The sequence below is a fragment of the Brenneria nigrifluens DSM 30175 = ATCC 13028 genome, from assembly GCF_005484965.1.
In the GTDB taxonomy this organism is placed as follows: Bacteria; Pseudomonadota; Gammaproteobacteria; order Enterobacterales; family Enterobacteriaceae; genus Brenneria; species Brenneria nigrifluens.
The window spans coordinates 872,148-895,062 of the sequence record NZ_CP034036.1; the positions used below are offsets into that span (position 1 = coordinate 872,148).

The 22,915-nt window shown below is 56.4% G+C and carries 25 protein-coding genes; 6 read left to right on the forward strand and 19 right to left on the reverse strand.

Annotation, left to right across the window (positions count from 1 at the left end; all coding sequences use genetic code 11):
• The first annotated feature begins 11 nt into the window (after positions 1-11).
• Complete coding sequence (locus EH206_RS03935) at positions 12-515, forward strand: GNAT family N-acetyltransferase (protein WP_009111521.1); 504 nt, start codon at positions 12-14, stop codon at positions 513-515.
• Here the strand turns inward: EH206_RS03935 and EH206_RS03940 are convergent.
• Complete coding sequence (locus EH206_RS03940) at positions 488-2,437, reverse strand: glycoside hydrolase family 3 protein (RefSeq protein WP_009111522.1); 1,950 nt, start codon at positions 2,435-2,437, stop codon at positions 488-490. The genes EH206_RS03935 and EH206_RS03940 overlap by 28 nt on opposite strands.
• A gap of 170 nt (positions 2,438-2,607) precedes the next feature.
• Between EH206_RS03940 and EH206_RS23490 the strand changes: the two genes are divergently transcribed.
• On the forward strand, positions 2,608-2,733 hold the full coding sequence (locus tag EH206_RS23490) for a hypothetical protein (protein ID WP_255342512.1): 126 nt from the start codon (positions 2,608-2,610) through the stop codon (positions 2,731-2,733).
• Here the strand turns inward: EH206_RS23490 and EH206_RS03945 are convergent.
• From EH206_RS03945 to EH206_RS03985, 9 genes are all read right to left on the reverse strand, one after another.
• On the reverse strand, positions 2,722-2,853 hold the full coding sequence (locus EH206_RS03945; protein ID WP_009111523.1) for an entericidin A/B family lipoprotein: 132 nt from the start codon (positions 2,851-2,853) through the stop codon (positions 2,722-2,724). The two genes, EH206_RS23490 and EH206_RS03945, sit on opposite strands and share 12 nt — an antisense overlap.
• A 145-nt stretch (positions 2,854-2,998) precedes the next feature.
• On the reverse strand, positions 2,999-3,256 hold the full coding sequence (locus EH206_RS03950; protein ID WP_232216569.1) for a type II toxin-antitoxin system RelE/ParE family toxin: 258 nt from the start codon (positions 3,254-3,256) through the stop codon (positions 2,999-3,001).
• Positions 3,257-3,281: 25 nt separating this feature from the next.
• Complete coding sequence (locus EH206_RS03955) at positions 3,282-3,548, reverse strand: type II toxin-antitoxin system ParD family antitoxin (protein WP_009111525.1); 267 nt, start codon at positions 3,546-3,548, stop codon at positions 3,282-3,284.
• A gap of 203 nt (positions 3,549-3,751) precedes the next feature.
• Positions 3,752-4,894, reverse strand: a complete 1,143-nt coding sequence (gene hemW / locus EH206_RS03960) for a radical SAM family heme chaperone HemW (RefSeq protein ID WP_009111526.1) — start codon at positions 4,892-4,894, stop codon at positions 3,752-3,754.
• Complete coding sequence (gene rdgB, locus EH206_RS03965; RefSeq protein ID WP_009111527.1) at positions 4,887-5,480, reverse strand: RdgB/HAM1 family non-canonical purine NTP pyrophosphatase; 594 nt, start codon at positions 5,478-5,480, stop codon at positions 4,887-4,889. Before rdgB ends, hemW begins: the two co-directional genes overlap by 8 nt.
• A 17-nt stretch (positions 5,481-5,497) precedes the next feature.
• Complete coding sequence (yggU, locus tag EH206_RS03970) at positions 5,498-5,788, reverse strand: DUF167 family protein YggU (RefSeq protein ID WP_009111528.1); 291 nt, start codon at positions 5,786-5,788, stop codon at positions 5,498-5,500.
• The gene (locus EH206_RS03975; protein WP_009111529.1) at positions 5,785-6,339 is read right to left on the reverse strand and encodes a YggT family protein; all 555 of its coding nucleotides are present in this window, start codon (positions 6,337-6,339) and stop codon (positions 5,785-5,787) included. Before EH206_RS03975 ends, yggU begins: the two co-directional genes overlap by 4 nt.
• A gap of 122 nt (positions 6,340-6,461) precedes the next feature.
• Positions 6,462-7,283 (reverse strand): pyrroline-5-carboxylate reductase, encoded by an 822-nt coding sequence (gene proC / locus EH206_RS03980; protein WP_009111530.1) that lies wholly within the window; start codon positions 7,281-7,283, stop codon positions 6,462-6,464.
• Positions 7,284-7,351: 68 nt separating this feature from the next.
• Positions 7,352-8,065: a YggS family pyridoxal phosphate-dependent enzyme gene (locus tag EH206_RS03985; RefSeq protein ID WP_009111531.1), complete on the reverse strand. Its 714-nt coding sequence runs from the start codon at positions 8,063-8,065 to the stop codon at positions 7,352-7,354.
• Positions 8,066-8,086: 21 nt separating this feature from the next.
• Here EH206_RS03985 and EH206_RS03990 point away from each other — a divergent pair, with 21 nt between their 5' ends.
• Positions 8,087-9,082: a type IV pilus twitching motility protein PilT gene (locus tag EH206_RS03990; protein WP_009111532.1), complete on the forward strand. Its 996-nt coding sequence runs from the start codon at positions 8,087-8,089 to the stop codon at positions 9,080-9,082.
• A gap of 65 nt (positions 9,083-9,147) precedes the next feature.
• Here EH206_RS03990 and EH206_RS03995 read toward each other — a convergent pair whose 3' ends face one another.
• The 9 genes from EH206_RS03995 to EH206_RS04035 all read right to left on the reverse strand — a co-directional run bounded on the left by EH206_RS03995 (position 9,148) and on the right by EH206_RS04035 (position 18,900).
• The gene (locus EH206_RS03995) at positions 9,148-9,663 is read right to left on the reverse strand and encodes an L-2-amino-thiazoline-4-carboxylic acid hydrolase (protein WP_009111533.1); all 516 of its coding nucleotides are present in this window, start codon (positions 9,661-9,663) and stop codon (positions 9,148-9,150) included.
• 84 nt (positions 9,664-9,747) lie between these two features.
• Complete coding sequence (locus EH206_RS04000) at positions 9,748-10,542, reverse strand: transporter substrate-binding domain-containing protein (protein ID WP_050815636.1); 795 nt, start codon at positions 10,540-10,542, stop codon at positions 9,748-9,750.
• Positions 10,543-10,597: 55 nt separating this feature from the next.
• The gene (locus tag EH206_RS04005; protein WP_009111535.1) at positions 10,598-11,347 is read right to left on the reverse strand and encodes an amino acid ABC transporter permease; all 750 of its coding nucleotides are present in this window, start codon (positions 11,345-11,347) and stop codon (positions 10,598-10,600) included.
• Positions 11,348-11,359: 12 nt separating this feature from the next.
• Positions 11,360-12,055 carry an ABC transporter permease subunit gene (locus EH206_RS04010; protein WP_009111536.1) on the reverse strand — a complete coding sequence of 232 codons (696 nt, stop codon included), beginning with the start codon at positions 12,053-12,055 and terminating at the stop codon, positions 11,360-11,362.
• A gap of 30 nt (positions 12,056-12,085) precedes the next feature.
• Positions 12,086-12,820: an amino acid ABC transporter ATP-binding protein gene (locus EH206_RS04015; protein WP_009111537.1), complete on the reverse strand. Its 735-nt coding sequence runs from the start codon at positions 12,818-12,820 to the stop codon at positions 12,086-12,088.
• 227 nt (positions 12,821-13,047) lie between these two features.
• Complete coding sequence (gene codA, locus EH206_RS04020) at positions 13,048-14,292, reverse strand: cytosine deaminase (protein WP_009111538.1); 1,245 nt, start codon at positions 14,290-14,292, stop codon at positions 13,048-13,050.
• Positions 14,289-15,524 (reverse strand): PucR family transcriptional regulator, encoded by a 1,236-nt coding sequence (locus EH206_RS04025; RefSeq protein ID WP_009111539.1) that lies wholly within the window; start codon positions 15,522-15,524, stop codon positions 14,289-14,291. Before EH206_RS04025 ends, codA begins: the two co-directional genes overlap by 4 nt.
• 1 nt (position 15,525) lies before the next feature.
• A complete protein-coding gene (codB, locus tag EH206_RS04030; RefSeq protein WP_009111540.1) occupies positions 15,526-16,788 on the reverse strand; it encodes a cytosine permease in 1,263 nt (420 codons plus the stop codon).
• Positions 16,789-17,343: 555 nt separating this feature from the next.
• Positions 17,344-18,900 (reverse strand): methyl-accepting chemotaxis protein, encoded by a 1,557-nt coding sequence (locus EH206_RS04035; protein WP_009111542.1) that lies wholly within the window; start codon positions 18,898-18,900, stop codon positions 17,344-17,346.
• Between the two features lie 504 nt (positions 18,901-19,404).
• Here EH206_RS04035 and EH206_RS04040 point away from each other — a divergent pair.
• From EH206_RS04040 to rnr, 3 genes are all read left to right on the forward strand, one after another.
• A complete protein-coding gene (locus EH206_RS04040; protein ID WP_009111543.1) occupies positions 19,405-19,734 on the forward strand; it encodes a helix-turn-helix domain-containing protein in 330 nt (109 codons plus the stop codon).
• 277 nt (positions 19,735-20,011) lie between these two features.
• The gene (nsrR, locus tag EH206_RS04045; protein ID WP_009111544.1) at positions 20,012-20,437 is read left to right on the forward strand and encodes a nitric oxide-sensing transcriptional repressor NsrR; all 426 of its coding nucleotides are present in this window, start codon (positions 20,012-20,014) and stop codon (positions 20,435-20,437) included.
• A 41-nt stretch (positions 20,438-20,478) separates the two neighbouring features.
• A complete protein-coding gene (gene rnr, locus EH206_RS04050) occupies positions 20,479-22,902 on the forward strand; it encodes a ribonuclease R (RefSeq protein ID WP_009111545.1) in 2,424 nt (807 codons plus the stop codon).
• Positions 22,903-22,915: the final 13 nt, after the last annotated feature.

Here is a 22,915-nt window from a genome sequence, read left to right on the forward strand (position 1 = left end):
TAGAGGCGGATATGGACCTGATATGGCATGACTGGCATGTTGCCGATCTGAACGTTTATTCACTCCATGACATTCTGGCGCTGCGCAATCAGGTTTTTATCGTGGAGCAGCGCTGTCCGTATCAGGATATCGACGGCCGGGATCTGGCGGAGGGCAGTCGCCATATCGCCGCCTATCGCCACGGCGGCATCGTGGCCTATGCGCGTCTGCTGGCGCCGCATCCGGGCAATGATGTGGTCACCATCGGACGGGTGATTGTGGCGCCCGACGCCAGAGGGCGGCATTTAGGACATCTGCTGATGGAGCATGCGCTGATCGGCTGCGCCCGCCACTGGCCGCAAAAGCATCTGTTGCTCTCTGCCCAGGCGCACTTGCAGGATTTTTATGCCGCTTTCGGTTTTGTCGCCGTCGGCGAGTCGTACGACGAAGACGGCATTCCCCATATTGATATGCGCAATATTATTTTATCGGCGCCGGTTCCCAGGTCTTATTGCAGTCCGAATCCCGAGAAATAGAGCGGCGCTGGCGAATCGTGCGGCACATCGCCGCGCTGTTGCTCCACCGCCGTCATTGAAGAGGGCAGTTCGAACGGCAGTCGGGCGGTATAGGCTCTATCGCTGAGTAGCGAGCGCAGCAGCACCTCGTCGCTGACGCCGAAATTCCCCAGCAGCACGGCGGCCTTATCCTCGATCGCAGTCAGGATCGCCGGTCGGTCGAGATAGACGGTCACCACGGTGGGTACGTGACGGGCCGCGGAAAGGATCGCCCGGTACTGCGGGTCGTCCGGTTTGAAGTCCAGCGCGCCCTCATGGTACATGGCGCCGAAGAAGAAGTTCCTGTGCGGCTGCTCATAAGGGGCGTTGACGCGCACGATCGCCACCTCCGCCTGCTCCGGGCGCTCGACCAGCGTCAGGCCGGCGTTCTGCGCCGCCTTGCGGCTCATCCCCCAGACATAAACCTTTGCGCCCGCCTTTAGCGGCAGCACGCCGTCCCGCTTCTTCAGCAGCACCAGCGAGTCGTACTGCGCCCGATCCGCCTGCCGCTGCGCGTCTCTATCGTTCAGCACCCGCTCCGCCCGCCGCGGATCGACAAACGGCGCCTCGAACTGCCCCAGAAGGAACTTCTGTTCCAGAATGCGCAGCACCGACCGATCGATGCGCGCTTCCTTCAGCTTGCCCTCGCGCACGGCCTGCACGATGATCGATGAGTCGTCCACGCCGCCGAACTGATCCACCCCGGCCTCGACGGCCTTGACGAAGCGCTCCGCCACCGACAGGTGTTCCACGCCCCAGGGGATGCCGATATCCACGCCGGGCTTTTCACCGTGCGGATAGCCCGCTATACAGGTGCCGACGCAGTCGGCGGTGATCAGCCAGTCGCTGACGATCACCCCGCGGAAGCCATACTCTCCGCGCAACACATTCTGTAGCAGGAATTGGTTGAAACCCGCTCCCACCTGTTCAATGGGCGTGCCCTTATAGACCGCGTCCTTCAGGATGGGGTAGGTAGGCATCACGCCGGCGACCCCGGACTCGAACGCCCCGGTGAAAGGATAGATGTGCTCCTCCAGCGCCTGCGAGTCTTTAAACGGCGCATATCTGCCGTAGTGGTGGTGGCCGTCGAATCCTTTGTCTGACGCGCCATACCCGACCCAATGCTTCACCACCGCGCTGACGCTGGCGCTATTCAGCCCCCCGGTGCCGTTCTGCATCCCGGCGACGTAGCCCCGCACCATTTTCTTTACCCGTTCCTTATCGTCGCCAAAGGTGCCGTCGATGCGCGACCAGCGCGGTTCCGTAGCCAGATCCGCCACCGGCGACAACGCCTGGGTGATGCCGACGGAGCGGTACTCCTGGCGGATGCGGTCGGCGTAATGCCGGATCAGCTCCTCGTTGCCGATGGCGGCCATTCCCGGCGGGGCAGGCCATTGGGAGAAACCGGCGGGCGACGGCGCGGCGTCCATGGCATAGGTATAGGTGTTGCGCGGATCGACGCTGATGGTCAGCGGGATCCCCAGGCGGGAGGCTTCGGCGATCTCCTGCAACAGATTATTCTGCCGGGCGAACTCTGCGGGAGCGGATTCGTTCAGGCGGGTAATGAGGCTGTTCACCTGCTTGTCCGCCGCCAGCCGACGGGTGGCGTCCAGATCGTAGGCGGCGCCGCGGCCGATGGGATCCCCGACGGACGGCGCCGAAGCGTGCATCATCATGCCGGCCTTTTCCGGCAGCGTCATGCGGGACAGCAGATCCCGCGCCCGCTCTTGTACCGGCAGGCGCCAGTCCTCGTAGGGCTGTAGTTCGGCATCGCGGTTCAGATCGCGGAACTGTAGTCCGTCTTGCTCAATGATTTTTCCCGCCCGCCAGGTCAGTACCGGTTGCGTCGCCGCGACCGGAACGGCGCAGCACAGTATCCCTAACGACAACATTGTTTTCTTCATATACCCGTCCCTTGTCCGATAAAAAAAACCTAAACGCCGCGACGCATCGTTCCCCGCAAGGGAAGCAATACGTCGAGAGGTTTAGGTTTTGCCTGTATAAACAGTCACAATCCTGACGCCGTCCGGTGTGAACGGCCTGAGTGACTATAGCAATCTGGGAAGGGAAAACCGTGAACGCATTCACGATCCGTTCCGTGATCAACCTGCGGGTGATTCAGGAAGCGCAGCGCGAACCGGCGGTGCGGCACATCGCCCTGTCCGAGGAACGGCCGCCGTCGGACAGGTTAACTGGCTGAACTGGAAATTTTACTGCCCAGTTTTTCCACGTCCTGACCAAAGCCGCGCGCGGTGTTGCAACCGCTCAATACCGCCGCCATCAGCAGCGATGCCATGATTAATTTCACCAATTTCATCATCGTCACCCGAGGAGATAAACACCGCTACACTTTGTCATAATCCGGCGCAAAAATTCAATCTCGAACAGGCTGAAAAAGCGGAAATTTATCGGGATATTCAGCCGGATGCCTTACTCATCAAACCAAGCGTTTATGTTTATGTCGGCTATATCCACCGGAGGTGGCGTACGGCATCTTGCGATTGGTGAAGTATACGCACAATAATGACCGTATCGACTTCATACAAAAAGAAAATAACGTGGCTTGAGACAGGCAACGAATAGATGCCTCTACCGATTTCGTGGCGTTCCGTGCCGACGCGATATTGAGCAATGGTACTAAACGTGTTCTCAAGTTTTGATAAATATCGCTCAGCCGCCTCTTCACCGAAATTCAGCAGGCCATACAGATAAATACTTTCCATATCCTCCTGCGCGAGCGGGGTGAGCTTAATTCCTTTTTGTCGACGCCTGCACTTTATCCCTGACTTTTTGCAGAAACTCATCGCGATTCCATTCCTGTGGCTCTCCGCTATTTAATCCGTCGGCGATCAGATTACGCAGTTTTTGCAGGTCGGACTCAGCCTGTTTTTCACGCAGCATTCTGATTGCCTCCCGAATGACTTCACTCTGTGTTCGGTAATCACCGGACTCAACCAGCGACTCTACGTAGTGTCGCAGTTCATCTCCAAGATCAATGGTTATCGTTCTGGCCATAACTACCTCAGCGGTGGATGTAAGATTTATTCTTACAGAGAATACCTAAAGATGAAATCTCAATCCAGAGTAAAGAAAATGATATTTTTGGCCGTCTGGCAAGGTGGATAACGTGAAAATGGAAAGCGGCTCGCAACGCGTTTTGTGCGCCGCTTTGCAAGGCGGGAGGTGAACGGGGCGTTCGCGGAACGAGCGGCCCCGCCTTATTCCGCTTCCGGTAGAAACAGCTCCAGCAGCGAATTAAGAAACAGCTTGCCGTGCTCGGTGATTTGCCAGTGGGCGGCGCTCTCAATCAGGTAACCCTGGGCCAGCGCCTGTTCCAGCTGCGGGCGGATTACGCTTTCATCCAGCCCGGCGTAGGCGGTGAAATCGGCGCGCGGGGCGGCTTCCAGCAGGCGAAAACGGTTCATAAAGAACTCGAAGGCGCGGTCTTCGCTGGCGACCTGCTGCTGTTTGTCCAGATAGTTGCCCCGCATATAGCCGCGCGGATGGCGGGTTTTCACCGTGCGCAGAATGCGCCCGTCGCGAAAGGTCAGTTTGCCGTGCGCGCCGCAGCCGATGCCCAGATAGTCGCCGAAGCGCCAGTAGTTCAGGTTGTGTCGGCACTGGTAGCCCGGTTTGGCGTAGGCCGAGGTTTCGTATTGCTGATAACCGGCCGCGCTCAGCAGGCGGTGCCCCTGTTCATAGATATCCCACAGCGCGTCGTCGTCCGGCAGTTTGGGCGGGCGCGAGCCGAACAGCGTATTGGGTTCGATGGTGAGCTGATACCACGACAAATGCGGCGGGTTGAGGGCAATGGCCTGACGCAGGTCGTCCAGCGCTTCTTCCAGCGACTGGTCGGGCAGGCCGTGCATCAGGTCGAGGTTAAAGCTGCGCAATCCCAGCCCGGCGGCCAGATGCGCGGCGCGTTTGGCCTCAAGTGGTCCGTGAATGCGCCCCAGCCGGGTCAGCTTTTGTTGACTGAAACTTTGTACGCCGATCGAGATGCGGTTGATGCCCGCGCGCTGATAGCCGCTGAAACGATCGGCCTCCACCGTGCCGGGGTTCGCCTCCATGGTGATTTCGGCGTCGGGGCTGAGGGGTAAACGCGCCCGTACGCCGTCCAGCAGGGATTGCATCGCTTCCGCGCTCAGCAGGCTGGGGGTGCCGCCGCCGATAAAAATGGAGTGCAGCTCCCGGCCATCCGCCAGCGGCAGGTCGGCATCCAGATCGGCCAGCAGATGGTCGACGTACTCCTGATGCGGCACGTCGCCTTTCAACGCATGAGAGTTGAAGTCGCAGTACGGGCACTTTTGTACGCACCAGGGAATATGGATGTACAGGCTGAGCGGCGGCAGTTTAAGCATTACGCAGGGCATCCAGCAGTAAACGCAGCGCCTGACCGCGGTGGGAGCGGGCGTTTTTCTCTTCGCGCGTCAGTTCGGCGGCGGTGACGCCTTCGTCCGGCAGCAGAAATATGGGATCGTAACCAAAGCCGCCGTTACCGGCGGCTTCAACGGCAATCATTCCCTGCCAACTGCCGTGGCACACCAGCGGGGTCGGGTCTTCCGCATGGCGCAGATAAACCAGCACGCAGTGGAAACTGGCGCCGCGCCGTTCATCGGGCACGTCTTGCAGCGCGTGCAACAGCTTGTCCAGATTCTGGCGGTCGCCGGCGTCCACGCCGGCGTAGCGCGCCGAATAGATCCCCGGCGCGCCGCCCAGCGCATCCACCGCCAGACCGGAATCATCGGCGATGGCCGGCAGGCCGGTGATCTTTGCCGCATGGCGCGCTTTCAGAATCGCATTCTCGATAAACGTCAGGCCGGTTTCTTGCGCGGCGTCCACGCCCAGTTCGGTTTGCGCCACGATATCCAGACCGAAGTCCGCCAGCAGACCGGCGAGTTCGCGCACTTTACCGGGGTTGCCGGTAGCCAAAACCACTTTTTGCATACTGTTTTCCTGCGTGTTTATCGGAGAAGTTCCGCGACTTCCGCCGGGATGTGTTGCGGATTGATGATTTTAATCTGTTTGTGCCGCCCGAGTTCGCCTTTTTCAATAATGACCAGACTTTTGGCGACCCGGAACTGTTTGGCGAGGAATTTGGTCAGATGGGCGTTGGCCTGACCGTCGACCGGCGGAGCGGTCACGGCGACTTTCAGTTCGTCGCCGTGCAGCCCGACAATCTGGTCGCGGCTGGCTTTCGGCTGAATATACAGCCGAATCACCAGGTCGTCATCTTGGCGAGTGACGGCGCTCACAGCAGGAACCACAGCCCCGGAAACAGATCCATGCCCAGATAGTTGAGCAGGTAGAGGATCAGGATCACCACCATCGCCGAGAAGTCGATGCCGCCCATCGCCGGGATGATGCGGCGAATCGGCGCCATAAAGGGTTCGGTAAGCTGGTGCAGCAGATATTCGATGGGGCTGCGTCCCTGGCTTATCCAGCTCATCAGCGAACGGATAATCACCACCCAGAAAATCAGGTAACCCGCCGACTTGATCAGCGACAGCAGGCCGACCAGCAGATTCATCGGGCTGAGCGACAGGGCGCCGACCTGAATCAGCAACAGCAGCGGGTACTTGATGGTGGTCAGAATAAAGGCCAGCAGCAGCGAGGCGCTGTCTATCGGCCCCAACGACGGCAGGATCCGGCGCAGCGGCCCGACGATCGGCTGGGTGATCTTGACCACGAACTGCGACAGCGGATTATAAAAATCACTGCGCGACCACTGCATCCAGATGCGCAACAGCAGGACCATTACGTAGAGGTCGACCAGCGTTTTGACCAGAAAAGTCAGGGTAAGCATAAATACGTCAGTTCCTTATTAATGGATGATACCTTTCATCTTTCATCTTTCAGGTTGCGGGTATGTCGGCCGCAACGCCGATGACTTCGGGTATAAATGGGGGTGATTATCACCGCTTTCAATTAAAACAGCTTTTCCATTTCCTGAGCGCGCTCGACGGCGGCCTGCATCGCCTCCGCCACGATTTGCGGCAACTGACGTTGGTTAAACACCCGCAGCGCTTCGGCCGTGGTGCCGCCTTTGGAGGTGATATTCTCGCGCAGCGTCGACAACGGCGTGTCCGGGTTGGCTTCCACCAGCGCCGCGGCGCCGGATGCGGCCTGCTGTACCAGCAAACGCGCGCTATCCGCATCGAAACCCTGACGGACGGCTTCCTGCTGCATGGCTTCCATAAACAGGAAAAAATAGGCCGGCGCGCTGCCTGCCGCGGCAATCACCCCGTTAATCCCGGCTTCGTTTTCCACCCAGCAGATTTTACCCACGCTTTGCATCAGTTCGGCGGTGAATTGCCGATCGGCGGCGCTGACGGAGGCGGAGGCATACAGCCCGCTCATACCCTGCCGTACCAGCGACGGCATATTCGGCATAATCCGCACGATATTCAGGTTGTCTCCCAACAGCGCCTGAAAACGGGCGGTGCTGATGCCGGCGGCGATCGACAGCACCAGCTTGGCGGAGAAATCCACCTGCCGGCGCAACGGTTCGCAGACGTCGGCCATGATTTGCGGCTTGACCGCCAGCACCACTACATCCGCTTGCTGAGCGCTGCGCACGTTATCCGCGCTGCTGATAACGCCGAATTTGGCGGCCAGTTGGTCGCGGTGCGTGGCGGATGGCGCGCACACGCTGATATTCCGCGCGGGATAACCCCCGTCGATTAGCCCGGCAACAATGGCCTGCGCCATATTTCCGGCGCCGATAAACGCTATTTTACGTTGCTGCATGTGAATTCTCGCTGATTATCTTGCTCTGTTAACGATCGCCAAGGTGACGAGGTATTCCGCGCGTCTGATTATTGGGTCGCCGCTGAATAATCACGCGCGCCAAAGATGGCGGTGCCAATCCGCACCAGCGTGCTGCCGGCGGCGATGGCGGCATGCATATCATCCGTCATCCCCATCGACAGGGTATCGATGTGCGGATAGTGTAATGCCAATTGTTGGAGCAGATCATCCATTTGCCGGAAAACGGCAAGCTGGCGCCGATAGTCGGTTTCGGGCGCCGGAATCGCCATCAGACCGCGCAGGTTCAGGTTCGGCAATGCCGCCACGCCGGCCGCCAGCGTGGCTAACTCATCCGCCCTGATGCCGGATTTGCTCGGCTCGTTGCTGATATTAATCTGTAGCAGGACGTTCAGCGGCGGCAGCGACGCCGGGCGCTGTTCGCTCAGGCGCTGGGCGATACGCAGACGATCCACCGTGTGGAACCAGTCGAAATGCTCTGCCACCAACCGACTTTTGTTCGACTGCAACGGGCCGATAAAGTGCCATTCCAACCCTGTCTCCGGCGAGTGTTCCCGGAAATAAAGGATTTTGTCCACGCCTTCCTGCACATAATTTTCGCCAAACGCCCGTTGCCCGGCCTCGATCGCTTCTTCGATAGCCGTCACAGGTTTGGTTTTACTGACTGCAAGCAGCGTTATTTCTTCCGGTGCCCGTGCGCAGCCCTGGGCGGCGACGGCGATCTGCTGCCTGATGTCCTGTAGATTCTGCTGGATAGTGGTCATAGTAGTTCAGGAGATTAATCGATGAATGTGGATGAATGGGTGGCGCTTAGTGTAAAACATAATGCCTCGGATCTGCACCTGTGTAGCGGACATCCGCCGATGTTGCGTATTGACGGTCAACTGCGATCGGAAAATACCTTACCACGTTTGTGTACGGAACAACTGGAACAATGGTGCGCCGCCTGGCTTGAGCAGCCCCTGTTACGACAGTTGCAACGGTCGGGGCAGGTGGACTGCGCGCTGATGCCGGCGGACGGGCCACGCCTGCGGGTCAATCTGTTTCGTCAGCGTCAGGGACTCTCCGCGGCGCTGCGCATCATTCCATCGACCCACCCGTCGTTAACCACGCTGCGCGCGCCGCCGTCGCTGTCGGAACTTATTGAGCAGCCCGACGGCCTGATTTTACTCACCGGCGCGACCGGCAGCGGCAAATCCACCACGTTGGCGGCGATGATCGCGGCGTTGAACCAGCGCCGCCGCCGGCATGTGATCACGCTGGAAGATCCCATCGAGTTTATCCATACCAGCGGGCAGTGTCTGATCCAGCAGCGTGAAATCGGCCGGGACAGCACCTCCTTTGCCCTGGCGCTGCGGGCCGCGCTGCGTCAGGATCCCGATGTGATTTTACTGGGGGAACTGCGCGATAGCGAAACCATCCGCCTGGCGTTGACCGCCGCCGAAACCGGCCATCTGGTGCTGGCTACCCTGCACACCCGCAGTGCGTCGCAGGCGGTGGACCGGCTGGTGGACGTATTTCCCGGCGCAGAGAAAGCGTTTGTCCGCAGCCAGCTCGCCGCCTGTCTACGGGCGGTCGTGGCGCAAAAACTGCTGCCGATGCCGCAAGGTGGTCGGGTGGCGCTATTTGAAGTGCTGACGGCGACGTCCGCGGTCGGCAATCTGATCAGGGAAGGAAAAAGCCACCAGTTGCCCAGCCTGATCCAGACCGGCGCGCAGGCGGGGATGCAGACCTTTGAGCAAAGCCGGCAGCAGCGCTGCCGGGAAGGGCTGCTGGCGTGAAGCGAGCTGGCTAAGCAGGGCATGCTCTCTGTTTTACCAACCCTTGGGGAGAGGAGTCGCGCTCTTCAGCTTCTCTTTTTGTAGCACAATTCGCACACGGCGCCGCCTTTGGCGATGGTATTTCCCAACACAAACATTAAATTGGGAAAGGCGTCGGTAATGGCGTTGTCGCCTTCCATGCAGATATCGCACAGCTGGTGTATTTCATCGGGAGCTTTTTCTTGTTCCAGCCACTTATTGACGTAAGGACAGTAGTGGAAGTGCACAATGAATTCGTTATCCGTTAAGGATATCGGCTGCATTTCATAAACCTTGCTTTCCAGTCCGGCGGTAAAGATTGCCGCAAATTCATGAATATCATTGGGATTCTGCATCTGCGAAACCATTTTTCGGCCATTGTCGCGCCCATAATGGGCGATAGCGTCGCGGGCATGGCGATCGTCCAGACCGTAACGCTTCGCTTCGTCCAGCATGTAAGCAATCGTGGCGGCTCGTTTCTCGGTAATCGCCCGCAGCGCCAGAGTGACCTCATCCGTGAGATTGGGGGTATTGTGATAAGTCATGGAGACGCCGTTTTCCATATTAGTTATCCTTAACCCGCGCCGTTTCGCGGTAGCAACGCAACGGGCGGGAATAAACATCATCTTATGATAAGGATGACTTACTCACTCCCAGTCGGTATTGACTTTGACATCTTTGGCGCCTTCCAGCCCGTAGATATCTTCGGAATACCATTTTTTGGAGAGTTCAGCCAATGTGCCGTCGTTTTTTAATTCGGCAAGTACGTCGTCGACCTCCTTGATAAAGGCTTGGTCCGTCTGCTTGTTATAAAGGAAAACGTTGGGGAAAAGACCGACGGAGTCGGCGACTTTCAGATTCAGATCGATGGCTTTGGTAACGGCCAGAAATGCGCCGATCGGATAAACGACCGCGTCGTATTCGCCGGATGCGACGGACTTGAACATATCGGCGGCGGACTGTTCGCCGGTCGGTTGCAGATTAATTTTATTATCCGGATGCTTCAAATTGTAGTTTTCAATCACGATATAACGGGCGTCGTTGGTGTGAATCGGCACCAGTTTTTTATTTTGCGCGGCAAGATCGTGCAGGGAGCGGATAGTATTATCATCTTTTCTGACAATTAAGCGCAGGTCGCTGATGCCGGAAGGCTGTTTCGAATACTCATATTTTTCCGCCCGTTCCTTGGTCAGATAAAAATGATTGGCCGCCAGCGTATACGCGCCGGTGGATAATCCGACGATAATCGCATCGCGGGAGACGGTATTAAAATGAAATTTATACCCTTTCAACCGCTTATCGATGATCTGTAATAATTCGCCGTCATAGCCGGAAATATGGTCGTCATCATCGACAAAGCTGAACGGAAAGCCATTAGCGTTAACGACCACTTCAATGGTTTTTTCCGCGTTATCCGCCGCATTAACCGTATTCAGGCTCATGACGATCAGCAATAGCGGGACGATGGCCTGGGTGAATATTTTTATCCTGAACATATTAACTCCTGTGGGAAAGTGCAACTTTTTTAAAGGAAGAATCAGCGGCGCTGGCGTCCCCCCATTTTTTATTGAGCCGGGCTTCGACAATGCGCAGTGCTTTGGCGAAAGCGAAGCACAAGGCAATATAGATAAGTAGAACGATCAGATAGGCCTCGACAAAATGAAAACCGCGCGCGGCGGCGATATTGGCTTTCGCCATCACATCCACCACGGTGATGGTATACACCAGCGCGGAGTCTTTGATTAAGTCAATGACCACGCTGGTATAGTTCGGCAGCGCGGAAATAGCGGATTGCGGCAGCAGAATTCTTCTAAAGCAGGTGAATCCGGACAAACCGACCGACCAGCCCGCCTCGCGTTGACCTTTATCCACCGCCTGGTAGGCGGAACGGAACACTTCGGAAAAATAGGCGCTGAAGATGAGGGTGAACGATACAATCGCCGCGGTATCCGCCGATAATTTGTTGGCCGCAATGCTGTTTATCGGCTTATTCAGCAGCGCCGCGATGAGATAGGGGTATACATAATAAACAAAATACAGCATAACCAGCGCCGGAACGGAACGGCCGAAAGAGATAATAATCTCCGCCACAATATGCAGCACGGGCGTTTTCTTTATTCTGAAATAGGTCAGCAGCATCCCGAATGTGCTGGCAAAAAGGGTTGAGAAAAAAGTGATGTACAGCGTTTTCGGCAGAGCGGAAAGAATAAATGGAATATTGTTCAGAAAAAAATCAAGGCTAAACATTTTCTTCTCTCTCTAATTGAGTATGTGCCGGTATCTTTTTTCTAATGCTTTCATGACCGCAAAGATCAGAACATTAATAGCCCAGTAAATCAGAACAACGCTGATAAACGCTTCCGCCTGTTTGACGCCGTAACTATTTTGCGAAATCTTCTGCGCGCGGCCAAAAATATCGATAATGCCGATGATATTGATCAGCGACGTCATCTTGACGATATTAATTAATAAATTTCCCAGGTTGGGTATGGCAATAATCAGCCCCTGCGGAAATATGATTCTTATCAATCCCAGGAACGGGGGGATATTAAGGCTACTGATGGCCTCTTTTTGCCCTTGGTCCACGGCATGATAAGCGGAGCGCATCATTTCGGCAAAATAGGCGCTCATACTGGCCGAAATGGAGAGTATGGCGAAAACGTTGTCGCTGATTGCCTGCGGGCTGATGCCTAATTCGCTCAGGATAAGTTTGCCGCCGTAAAAGAATAACAGGATAAGCAAAATCAGCGGCGAGCCGCGCATCACGTCAAGATAACCGGTGACGATTTTTTGAATAGTGCGGTTTTTTTGTTCTTGCAGCGCAACAAAAAATAAACCGCCCAACAGGCTGATTAGCAGAGAAACGATGGATATATACAGCGTGACATCCATGTTATGCAATAATTTCGGGATGATGATAAAAATTTCATCCACATTAATGACCGCGTTGTTCATACCGTATTCCAGAGGCGTAAAACGCCCACGTTAATAACTGACTCGCTCCAAAAATGCTCGCGTTCTGGGCTGCCGGGGTGAAATGAAAATAGTCTCGGGAGTGCCATCTTCCACAATCGTACCGCCTTCCATAAAAATAATGCGCGAGGCGATCTCTCTGGCGAAATTCATTTCATGGGTGACGATGATCATCGTCTGGCCTTCCTGAGCGATTTTCTGAATCAGTTTCAGCACCTCCCCCACCATTTCGGGGTCCAGAGCCGACGTCGGTTCGTCCAGCAGCAGTACGGAAGGGTTCATCGCCAGCGCCCGCGCGATGCCGACCCGCTGTTTCTGCCCGCCGGACAGGCTGTTGGGATAGCTGTCTTTCTTATGCAGCAAACCGACGCGTTGCAGCAGATCGGCGGCGATCTCCTCTGCCTGGCGTCGGGGAAGTTTTCTGGCGTATACCAATCCCTCCGTTATATTTTCGCAGGCGGTTTTATTTTTGAAGAGATTATAATTCTGGAAAACCATGGCAGATTTGCCGCGCAGCAGATTGATCTCTTTTTTCTTGGCACGGGCGCAGTCAACGCGGTATTTATCAATCTCGATCATGCCGCTATCCGCGTGTTCCAGAAAATTTATGCAGCGCAGCAATGTGGTTTTTCCTGAACCGCTGGGGCCGATGATACAAACAATATCGCGCTCTTTAACCTCTAACGAAACCTTGTTTAGAATGGTCTCATCGCCAAATTTCTTGGTTATTTTATTTAGATGGATCATTATCGCTGCCGCTGCGCCATTATTATTGGATGTCAAAAACACGCCACAATAACGTTATTAGGTTGGAAAATTTTTAAAAATGAAGTTACCTTTCAGCCATTATGCATTTCGTGCGGAAATAGCAAAATCAAAAAAAAGCATAATAATATGCAAAAACAATCATTGATTTTTTATATGTAACAAAAGCAGGAAATCGGGCATCCGGGGTTGGCCGGATGCCTGAGACATTATTGCGGATAGCTCAGCCTTTCCGGGATTCGGCGCATAATCACCTTGCCGTGTCGTATCGATATGCGGGCTTTGGCCTGACGGCGTACGGCTTCGTAATCATTTTCCGCATCCAGCACCAGCAGATTGGCCGGGCGGCCCACGGCGATGCCGTAGCCTTCCCCCAGATTCATCGCCCTGGCGCTGTTATCGGTGACGAAATCAAGGCTGCGTTGCAGGTCTTCGTAACCCATCATATGGCAGATATGCAGCCCGGCATCCAGTACGCGCAGAATGTTGCCGTTGCCGAGGGGATACCAGGGATCTTTGATGGAGTCCTGCCCGAAGCAGACGTTCATGCCCGCCCGGTCGAGTTCCGCCACCCGCGTAATGCCGCGCCGTTTGGGAAAGGTGTCGAAACGCCCCTGGAGATGGATGCTTTCCGTCGGGCAGGAGACAAAGCTGATGCCGGACATTTTAAGCAAGCGGAACAGTTTGGAGCAGTAGGCGTTATCGTAGGAGCCCATGGCCACCGTATGGCTGGCGGTCACCCGCTGTCCGATTTGCCGCACTCTGGCTTCTTCCGCCAGCACTTCCAGAAAGCGCGACTGCGCATCGTCGGTTTCATCGCAGTGTACGTCCACCAGGCAGCCGGTGCGTTCAGCCAGATCCATCAGAAACTTGACCGAACTGACGCCCTGTTCGCGGGTATTTTCGAAATGCGGAATGCCGCCGACCACGTCCGCGCCCATTTCAATGGCGCGCTCCATCAGTTGGCGGCCGTTGGCAAAGGACTCGATGCCTTCCTGCGGAAACGCCACGATTTGCAAATCAATCAGATCGCGCGCTTCCTCTTTTACCTCCAGCATGGCTTGCAGCGCCGCCAGGCTGGGGTCGGTGACGTCGATATGGGTGCGCACATGCTGAATCCCATGATCCCGCAGCATGCCGATGGCGGTGTGCGCCCGGCGCTTGGTGTCGTCATGGGTGATGGTCGCCTTGCGCTGGCTCCAGCGTTCAATGCCTTCAAACAGCGTGCCGCTCATATTCCATTGCGGTTCGCCGGCCGTCAGGGTGGCGTCCAGATGGATATGGGGCTCGACCAGCGGCGGAATAACCAACTGGCCGCCGGCGTCAATCGTCTCGCCGTCTGTCGCTGCGGGCAATAACCCTGGCTGCGCGTCGATGGCCGCGATCAGGGCGTTGTCGAGGGTGATGCTGAAAAGACCGCTTTGCCGGCGGAGGGCGGCGTTGATTATTTTCATAAAAACTCCTGCTGTTGCGCATGGGACATGCGCCAGATAAGTAATGCGACGGAGGCGTTTAGACGGAACTGCGGGTCGCTGAGCGACTGGCCCGATTGCAGCTCGATGCGCTGTAGGCGCTGATTGAGCGTATTGCGGTGAATGGCAAGACGCTCGGCCGCCTTGATCAGATTACCGTTTTCCTGCAACACGGCGTCCAGCGTTTCGAGCAGCAGCGCCGGTTTTTTGCGATGGTTGTCGAACAAACGGCCCAGGGTTTCTTGCATAAAATGCGTCACCAGATCCTGATCGGCAACGGCGGTCAGCAATTTGAGCACGCCGAGTTCGCTATAGTCGCACATGCCCTGGTCCGGGCGCATGCTTTCCGCGACGTCCAGCGCCCGCCGCGCTTCGCTCAGGCCCGAACGATAGTGCTGCGCCGCCGTCACCGTGGATGAAATGCCGCTGAACAGTTTCAGCGGGTGAATCTTCTGACGCAGCGATTGCTGTACGGCGTGCAGCCACTGTTTTCCCTGATGAAACTGGATGCTGTCGCTGGGCAACACCAGGATAAACAGATCGCCGACGATCACCAGCGGCAGGGTTTCCCCCAGCAGCGGCTGCTGCTCTTCCAGCCGCTGTTGCACCAGTCGGCGTGCCGATTGCAGCCGCGCTTCGGCGGCCTCGGGCGCGTTGTGGTCGAACAGCGCCTTGATGGCGGAGAGGCGTAGCGCGATAATCCGATAAGGACGGTCGAGTGTTAACTGAAGGTGGCCGGCCCGCTGGCTGGCGATATCAAGGCTCGGATAATCGCCGGTCAGCAACTGCGTCAAAATGTCGCGCTGCGAGCGCAGCGTGGTTTCCCGCCGTACCAGCGCCGTGCCGATTAACTGCGTGACGATGACCATTTTCAGCAGATAGGGCTGCTCAATCAGCGGCATGCCTAATTGGGCGGCCAGCGCGACCACCGCGTCGGGAATGGCGTGAATAAAAGGTTCGCCGGTGAGGATCACCAGTCCGGCAATGCCGCTTTGATGCCCTTCACGCACCAGTTGCAGCAGGTTGATCTCATCCCTGGGATGATTAATCCCGGTCACGAAAACCAGCTCGCCGCCCATAATCCAGTCGGCGATGCCTTCGTTTTCCGCCACGTAATACCAGCGAACCGTACGGTGAAGATTATTCTCCCCCGCGCGCAGCTTCAGTTCAGCCAGCCCCGGTAATTCCAGGATTTCGCTGACGGTCAGACTCATTCTATTCCCCCTGCATGGCGACGGCGGGAGCGACGCGTTTGGCAATCTGGTAGAGCACAATATAGCTCGCGGCGGAGGCGGCGATGCCGACCAGCGGCGCAATCCACGGCGAAAAGTAGGCCAGCAGCGCGCCGACCGCATAGGCGCCAAGGCCGATAAAATTAAAGCGCGGCAACGCGGTGTTTTGGATCGCCGGGTAGTGGCCGCGATAACGGAACCAGTAGTCCGCCATGATAACCCCGCCGATGGGCGGAATGATCGAGCCGAGCAGGATGAGGAAAGGGATCAGCATTTCATACATGCCGACGATAGCCAGCACGATGCCCGCGACGGCGCCCAGCAGGGTTAATGTCCGGCGGCGTTCGCTGCGCAGCAGGTGGCAGGCGGCGGCGGAAACGTTGTAGATGGTCGGTCCCTGAATGGTCCACAGGTTGAGGCACAGCATGATCACCGCGGCGACGGAAAGCCCTTGCAGCATCATGACGGCGACAATATCCGCCTGTTTGTAAACAATCGCGCAGTAAGCGCCGGAGATAATCATCAACCCGTTGCCGCCGAGAAAACTGAGGAAGCTGGCGCAGACGGCGACGCGGCCGCTGCGGGCCAGGCGGGTCCAGTTGGTCGCCTGCGTGGCGCCGCTGGCGAAGGTGCCGAATACCATGGTGATGGCGGCGGAAAAGGTCATGGCGTCGTGCGGCACGATTTTTTTCACCCCCTGCCAGCCGCCAATGTCATGGGTGGCAATCCACATGGAGGCGATCAGCATCACGAACATCAGCGGCACGGACACGCGGGACAGGATATCCAGCCCTTTGTAACCCACCAGCGCGGTGATGGAGAAGCCAAGGCCGAACAGGATCATCAGTGGAACCGTATATGCGGCGGGGAGGTTCAGCAGTTTGACCAGCGCGATGGCCAGGGTCGCGGTGCCCCAGGCGTACCAGCCCAGTTCGGCAAATCCCAACAGAAAATCGGAGAGTTTGCTGCCTATTTCACCGAAGCAGAAACGCCCCATCAGCACGGAATTCAGACCGCTGCGCGCGGCGATCAGCGCCAGCGACGCGGCGTACGCCGCCAATAGCAGGTTGCCGATAACGGCCACCCACAGCATATCGACGATATTGAAGGCGACGCCGATTTTTCCGCCGGCAAACATGGTGCCGGTAAAAAAGGTAAAACTGAATAACACCATCGAAATCGACAGTAATCCCTTGCGCCCCTCTTTGGGGGCTTCGCTTAACGGGAATTCATTCTGCTCGGACATATTGCTTTCCTCTGGTAAAAGATGGGGGCGCGTACCCGCAGAGAACAGCAATAAACGTGCCTGATTTTGAAAATAGAAAAATCGCCAGATAACCTTGCAGGGGTAACGGTATTAAGTGTGCGATATGCACATTTCTATTTCTATTATTGGCTGATGGCGCGTCATAAGTGTGCGTATTGCCGTGCAATGCACTAAAACTGTGAATGCCGTCTTTTTTTCAGGGGCAAAAAATGATTATCAATATGCAGATGATAGGCGGAAGGGAATCCCTCGTTGATCTCTTTCACCGTCCGTTTTAGCGTGGACAATATTTGGTTATCATCTCGTCAATGGCCAGCGGACTGTGTTCCTGTACATATTTCAGAAAAGCGAGATCAAAGCTGTTCATTGTACGCCTATGCGGTGGATAGTTGGCGGTTACCGTTGGGTATGGGAAAGGGTAATTCACTTGGGATATTTTGCCCGATAACCGCCGGTAACAACCATAATGCAGGCCGGATAATGAAGGTTTGTCCGCCGGCATCCGGGACGAAATTCCCGGATGCCGGCGAGTTGTTACACCTGAAACAACGCCATTGAGCGCGTAAGCTGCTGCGATTGCTCTTCCAGCGATTGGGTGGTGGCCGAAAAGGATTTCACCAATTGGCTGTTTTGCTGCGCCGCCTTGTCGATCTGGTTGAAGGCGATATTGACCTGCTCAATGCCCCGGTACTGCTCCTGCGTCGCCTGGGAAATGTTTTTCATCAGTTGGGTGATGCGCATGATCGCCTCGTCCATTTCGTCCATGGTTTCGCCGGCGCGTGAAGCCAGATCCAGCCCCTCGGAAATTTTTGTCTGCGAGTCGGCGATCAGCGAGCGGATCTCTTTGGCCGCCTGGGCGCTGTTCTGCGCCAGATTGCGCACTTCCCCGGCCACCACGGCGAAGCCGCGCCCCTGTTCGCCCGCGCGGGCCGACTCCACCGAGGCGTTCAGCGCCAGAATATTAGTTTGGAAGGCGATACCGTCAATCACGCCGAGAATGTCGTTAATCCGTTTGGCGCTGGCGTCGATCTCCTGCATTTTTTCGATCACATAGCAGACGGACTCACTGCTGAGACCGCTGGTATCCGCCGCGCTATTGGCAAGCTGATGCGCCAGCTCAGCATGTTCGGCGTTGTTTTTCACCGTCGCGCTCAGCTGTTCCATGCTGGCGGCGGTTTGCTCCAGTGACGCTGCGGACTCTTCGGTACGCTGCGAAAGATGAATATTGCCTTCGAATAACTCGCGGCTGCCGCGATCGATGCTGGTACTGGCGTCCCGCACCTGGCTGACGGACTCCAGCAGCGCCCCCTGCATGCGGCCGATGGCGTCATTGAGCCGCCCCAGTTCATTGTTTCCGCCCAGCATCAGGCGAGATGTTAGGTCGCCGGTGGCGACGCGCTCCAGTTGTTCAATGGCGTAATTCAACGGCCGCAACAGCATATGGCGCAGCGTCCCCCAGGCCAGCGCAATCAGCAATACCGATAGCAGGCAGGAAATAGCGATAAGCAGCAGCATTAACCGCTCGTTGCGCGCCGATTGATCCAGCCCCTGTGCGGAGAGCTGTTGCGCGTGCAAACGGAAATTCCGAATGGATTGATCAAAGGCGTCGCTCAGCGGGCCGAGCTGTTTTTCGAGCACGTCGTAATATTCGTCGGTGTATTGTTTTTGCAGCGCGCTCAGCATCGGTGCCATGCCTTGCTCGAGATAATCCTGGTAGGTTTTGCGTATCGCCTGCGCCAGTTCATGCCGCTGGGTGCCTGGCTCCACGGACTCCAGGGCGCGAGCAATCTCTTGTTGCGACTGAAGCAGGTTGCTTTCCACTATTGCTGTCTCCTGCGTTCCCTCTTCAAGCCGCCCCATCTCAATTTTTCTCACCGCCAGCGTCGCCGACCCTCTGGCCCTTAGCGTCAGGTTATAGCCGTTCAGCAGGCTGCCGAGTTCGGTTCCCTGAATCTGGTTCAGCGCCAGCAGCGCTTGCCGGTCTTTTTTAATCGCCAAAATACCCATCGCGCTGACGACAAGCAGCAGCAGGGTGATTAATAACAATAATGTCAATAATCCGGCACGAATGGAGATATTTTTCAGGCCCATGGTTTCCTTTTCCTTGTGTGTGCAGCATTAAAGAAACAGACGTCGTAAAGCTCACAGCCTCGTTAAACCTCATGTTTCTTTCGAGGCCGTTCATCAAACAGAACATCACAGAAAATTCGGGATTAGTGCGGTGCGAGCATACCTGATGCCGATAAGGTAATAATAATATTAAATAAATAGGGCAACGCAGACCATCCGGGTAACCCGATTTATCGTCCATCCGTTAAGGGTACGCAGAACAGACGCCGAGCTTTAACTTCATCTTTTACGCTTCGCCTAAGTAAAAATCGGCTTATAAACGATAACCATTAGGGCAAGGCGACGGATATTTGATTTTAGTTAAGCAGGTCGGGGCGCTATGCCTGTTCTGTACCGGCACGGTGGCCGTTTTAGATTAAGGAATATGGGAGATTCTGTTGTCTTGCCATATGTTGTTCATGGCACTTGAAAAAATGTAGTAATCATTACTATATTAAGCAAAGCAATTAAGAGAGGTAAATTGCGATGGGTGCTAACCTGAAAGAGTTACAGGCGCTGGCGCAGGAACTGCACGAGCACGGCGCTATGCCAGACGAAACAATGTCCCGAATTAATGCCCGAGTCAGATCGCGCGAACTGCGTGAACGCATAGCCAAGGTTCATGTAATGACGGGGATTCAGATTAAATCCATGCGTGAACGTTATGGCATGTCGCAGTCAACGCTTGCTTATACGCTGGGTATGTCAGTTGAAAGCGTATCAAAGTGGGAGCGGGGAGAGATTCAACCTAGCGGCCCCGCATTGCGCATCCTCAATACGATTGATGCCAAAGGTCCGGAAGTCTTTGTGTTGTAATTTCTGTATGGGCTCAAAATTCCTTCTTCTCAATTGAGCCTGGGGAAAAGTCTTTATTTTTAACGCACAGTATCCGCTCTCCCTTTCATCGCTATATATCGGTTTTAGCGCTAAATAATTAGCCGTAGCGTTTGCGGCTGGTTTATCATCTGCGTAACAAGGTTACGCTTGTGCGTTTGGGATGCGCGCCCGGGATTTGTCCGGCGGTATTTCGACCGGTTTCTTCGGGGCGCCTGTGCGCGCCGGAAAACGATACCCAGAGGTATCCGAGGTTTATGTGCAGTTAACGAGTTTTACGGATTATGGCTTGCGGGCGCTGATATATATGGCATCGTTGCCCGGCGGGCAAATGACCAGCATTTCGGAAGTGACGGAAGTGTATGGCGTGTCGCGCAATCATATGGTCAAAATTATCAACCAGCTCAGCCGGGCCGGGTTTGTTACGGCCGTGCGCGGTAAAAATGGCGGGATCCGGCTGGGAAAATCCGCCGAGTCCATCCGGATTGGCGATGTGGTGCGTAAGCTGGAGCCGCTCTCGTTAGTTAACTGTAGTCATGAGTTTTGCCACATCACGCCGGCCTGCCGTCTGAAACAGGTGCTCCAGCAGGCGGTGCGGAATTTCCTGCATGAGCTGGACCAATACACGCTGGCCGATTTGGTCAAAGAAAATCCACCACTTTACAAATTATTGTTGGTTGAATGAGATATGTTCAGCCTCCTGCTGATGACAACGGAGGAACCGCAATGTCACAAGATCCATTTCTGGAACGCGAAGCGGAAAAATATGAATCCCCCATCCCGAGCCGTGAATACATTCTGGCGCATATCGCCAAGCGGGATACCCCGATTAAACGGGAAGAGCTGGCCGCCGATCTGGAGTTGACCAGCGAAGAGCAACTCGAAGCATTGCGCCGCCGCCTGCGGGCGATGGAGCGCGACGGGCAGTTAATCTTTACCCGCCGCCAGTGTTATGCCCTGCCGGAAAAACTGGATCTGCTGCGCGGTACGGTGATCGGCCACCGCGACGGTTTCGGCTTCCTGCGCGTGGAGGGCCGTAAAGACGATCTTTACCTCTCCGCGGAAGAGATGAAGCGCGCCATTCACGGCGACGTGGTGCTGGCGCAGCCGTTGGGAGAAGACCGCAAGGGGCGCCGCGAAGGCCGCATTGTGCGCGTGCTGGAGCCGCGCACCGGGCAGATCGTCGGGCGCTATTTCGTTGATGCCGGGGTCGGCTTTGTCGTCCCGGACGACAGCCGTCTGAGTTTCGACATTCTTATCCCGCAGGAAAATATCAACGGCGCCCGGATGGGCTTTGTGGTGGTGGTGGAACTCACCCAGCGCGCCACGCGCCGTACCAAAGCCATCGGGAAAATCGTCGAGATCCTCGGTGATAATATGGGCACCGGCCTGGCGGTGGATATCGCCCTGCGCACCCATGATATTCCCCATACCTGGCCGCCCCAGGTGGAAGAGCAGGTGAAAGACTTCGCCGAAGAGGTGCCTTCGGAAGCCAAAAAAGGGCGGGTGGATCTGCGCAAGCTGCCGCTGGTCACCATCGACGGCGAAGACGCCCGCGATTTCGATGACGCCGTCTACTGCGAGAAAAAACGCGGCGGCGGCTGGCGTCTGTGGGTGGCGATCGCCGACGTCAGCTATTATGTGCGCCCGAATACGCCGCTGGATAACGAAGCCCGCGCGCGCGGCACCTCGGTTTACTTTCCGTCGCAGGTGGTGCCGATGTTGCCGGAAGTGCTTTCCAACGGGCTGTGTTCGCTCAACCCGCAGGTCGACCGCCTGTGTATGGTGTGCGAGATGACCGTGTCGGGGCTGGGCAAGCTCACCTCGTACAAGTTTTATGAAGCGGTAATGCGTTCCCACGCCCGTCTGACCTACACCAAGGTGTGGAATATTCTGCTGGGCGACCAGGAGTTGCGCGCGCAATACCAACCGCTGGTGGGCGGTCTGGAAGAGCTGCATAAGATGTTTCGGGTGCTGGAGCGGGCGCGCGATATCCGCGGAGGCATCGCGTTTGAAACCGAAGAAGCGAAATTTATTTTCAACGCCGAGCGCCGCATCGAGCGGGTTGAAGCGGTGGTGCGCAACGACGCGCACAAGCTGATTGAAGAGTGCATGATCCTGGCGAATATCTCGGCGGCGAAATTCGTCGAGAAGTATGAGGAGCCGGCCCTCTTCCGCGTGCACGATCGTCCCAGCGAAGATCACGTTCTGGCCCTGCGCAGCGTACTGGGCGAACTGGGGCTGACGTTAAAAGGCGGTATGAAGCCGCAACCGAAAGATTATGCCGATCTGATGCTGGAGATCGCCGGCCGCCCCGACCGTGAAATGCTGCAAACCATGCTGCTGCGTTCGATGAAGCAGGCGGTATACGACCCGGAAAACCGCGGGCACTTCGGCCTGGCGTTAACCTCTTACGGCCACTTTACCTCGCCGATCCGCCGTTATCCCGACCTCTCGCTGCATCGTTCGATCAAGTATCTGCTGGGCGACCGCAAAGCGCGCTGGACGCCGACCGGCGGCTGGCACAGCGACCTAAACGAAATGCTGCAGCTGGGCATGCACTGTTCGCTGACCGAACGCCGCGCCGATGAAGCCACCCGCGACGTGGCGGACTGGCTGAAATGTGATTTTATGCAGGATCATGTGGGTGAGGTGTTCACCGGGATTATCGCCAGCGTCACCGGTTTCGGTTTCTTCGTGCGTCTTAAAGATCTGTTTATCGACGGGCTGGTGCACGTTTCCACGCTGGATAACGACTACTATCGCTATGATAATATCGGCCAGCGGCTGATCGGCGAGTCGCGCGGTCAGGTTTATCGTCTGGGCGACGAAGTGGAAATTCGCGTTGAAGCGGTCCATATGGACGAGCGCAATATCGACTTTGCGCTGGTCTCCAGCACGCGTAAACCGCGCGGCGAAGGGAAAACGGCCCGCGATCGGGCCAAAAAGCCGGATAGTCGGGAAGCCAAACCGAGCCGTCGCCGGCGCAATGTCGCCAAGCCCGCGGCCAATTTTGAGCCTGATGCCGCTTTCCGTAAGGAAGGTGAGCGCATGGACAAACCGGCGAAGCCGAAAAAAAGCGCCGATAAAACGCGCAAGAGCGCGGCGGCAACCAGGGCCAAACGCGCGAAGAAGAAGCCGGCCGAGTAATATTCACCGTGCC

Bases quoted from the DNA above. Each gene is read 5' to 3' on its own strand.
- EH206_RS03935 (WP_009111521.1), top strand. From the start codon at position 12: ATGGACCTGATATGGCATGACTGGCATGTTGCCGATCTGAACGTTTAT.
- EH206_RS03940 (WP_009111522.1), bottom strand. From the start codon at position 2,437: ATGAAGAAAACAATGTTGTCGTTAGGGATACTGTGCTGCGCCGTTCCG.
- EH206_RS03945 (WP_009111523.1), bottom strand. From the start codon at position 2,853: ATGATGAAATTGGTGAAATTAATCATGGCATCGCTGCTGATGGCGGCG.
- EH206_RS03950 (WP_232216569.1), bottom strand. From the start codon at position 3,256: ATGGAAAGTATTTATCTGTATGGCCTGCTGAATTTCGGTGAAGAGGCG.
- EH206_RS03955 (WP_009111525.1), bottom strand. From the start codon at position 3,548: ATGGCCAGAACGATAACCATTGATCTTGGAGATGAACTGCGACACTAC.
- hemW (WP_009111526.1), bottom strand. From the start codon at position 4,894: ATGCTTAAACTGCCGCCGCTCAGCCTGTACATCCATATTCCCTGGTGC.
- rdgB (WP_009111527.1), bottom strand. From the start codon at position 5,480: ATGCAAAAAGTGGTTTTGGCTACCGGCAACCCCGGTAAAGTGCGCGAA.
- EH206_RS03975 (WP_009111529.1), bottom strand. From the start codon at position 6,339: ATGCTTACCCTGACTTTTCTGGTCAAAACGCTGGTCGACCTCTACGTA.
- proC (WP_009111530.1), bottom strand. From the start codon at position 7,283: ATGCAGCAACGTAAAATAGCGTTTATCGGCGCCGGAAATATGGCGCAG.
- EH206_RS03985 (WP_009111531.1), bottom strand. From the start codon at position 8,065: ATGACCACTATCCAGCAGAATCTACAGGACATCAGGCAGCAGATCGCC.
- EH206_RS03990 (WP_009111532.1), top strand. From the start codon at position 8,087: ATGAATGTGGATGAATGGGTGGCGCTTAGTGTAAAACATAATGCCTCG.
- EH206_RS03995 (WP_009111533.1), bottom strand. From the start codon at position 9,663: ATGGAAAACGGCGTCTCCATGACTTATCACAATACCCCCAATCTCACG.
- EH206_RS04000 (WP_050815636.1), bottom strand. From the start codon at position 10,542: ATGAGCCTGAATACGGTTAATGCGGCGGATAACGCGGAAAAAACCATT.
- EH206_RS04005 (WP_009111535.1), bottom strand. From the start codon at position 11,347: ATGTTTAGCCTTGATTTTTTTCTGAACAATATTCCATTTATTCTTTCC.
- EH206_RS04010 (WP_009111536.1), bottom strand. From the start codon at position 12,055: ATGAACAACGCGGTCATTAATGTGGATGAAATTTTTATCATCATCCCG.
- EH206_RS04015 (WP_009111537.1), bottom strand. From the start codon at position 12,820: ATGATCCATCTAAATAAAATAACCAAGAAATTTGGCGATGAGACCATT.
- codA (WP_009111538.1), bottom strand. From the start codon at position 14,292: ATGAAAATAATCAACGCCGCCCTCCGCCGGCAAAGCGGTCTTTTCAGC.
- EH206_RS04025 (WP_009111539.1), bottom strand. From the start codon at position 15,524: ATGAGTCTGACCGTCAGCGAAATCCTGGAATTACCGGGGCTGGCTGAA.
- codB (WP_009111540.1), bottom strand. From the start codon at position 16,788: ATGTCCGAGCAGAATGAATTCCCGTTAAGCGAAGCCCCCAAAGAGGGG.
- EH206_RS04035 (WP_009111542.1), bottom strand. From the start codon at position 18,900: ATGGGCCTGAAAAATATCTCCATTCGTGCCGGATTATTGACATTATTG.
- EH206_RS04040 (WP_009111543.1), top strand. From the start codon at position 19,405: ATGGGTGCTAACCTGAAAGAGTTACAGGCGCTGGCGCAGGAACTGCAC.
- rnr (WP_009111545.1), top strand. From the start codon at position 20,479: ATGTCACAAGATCCATTTCTGGAACGCGAAGCGGAAAAATATGAATCC.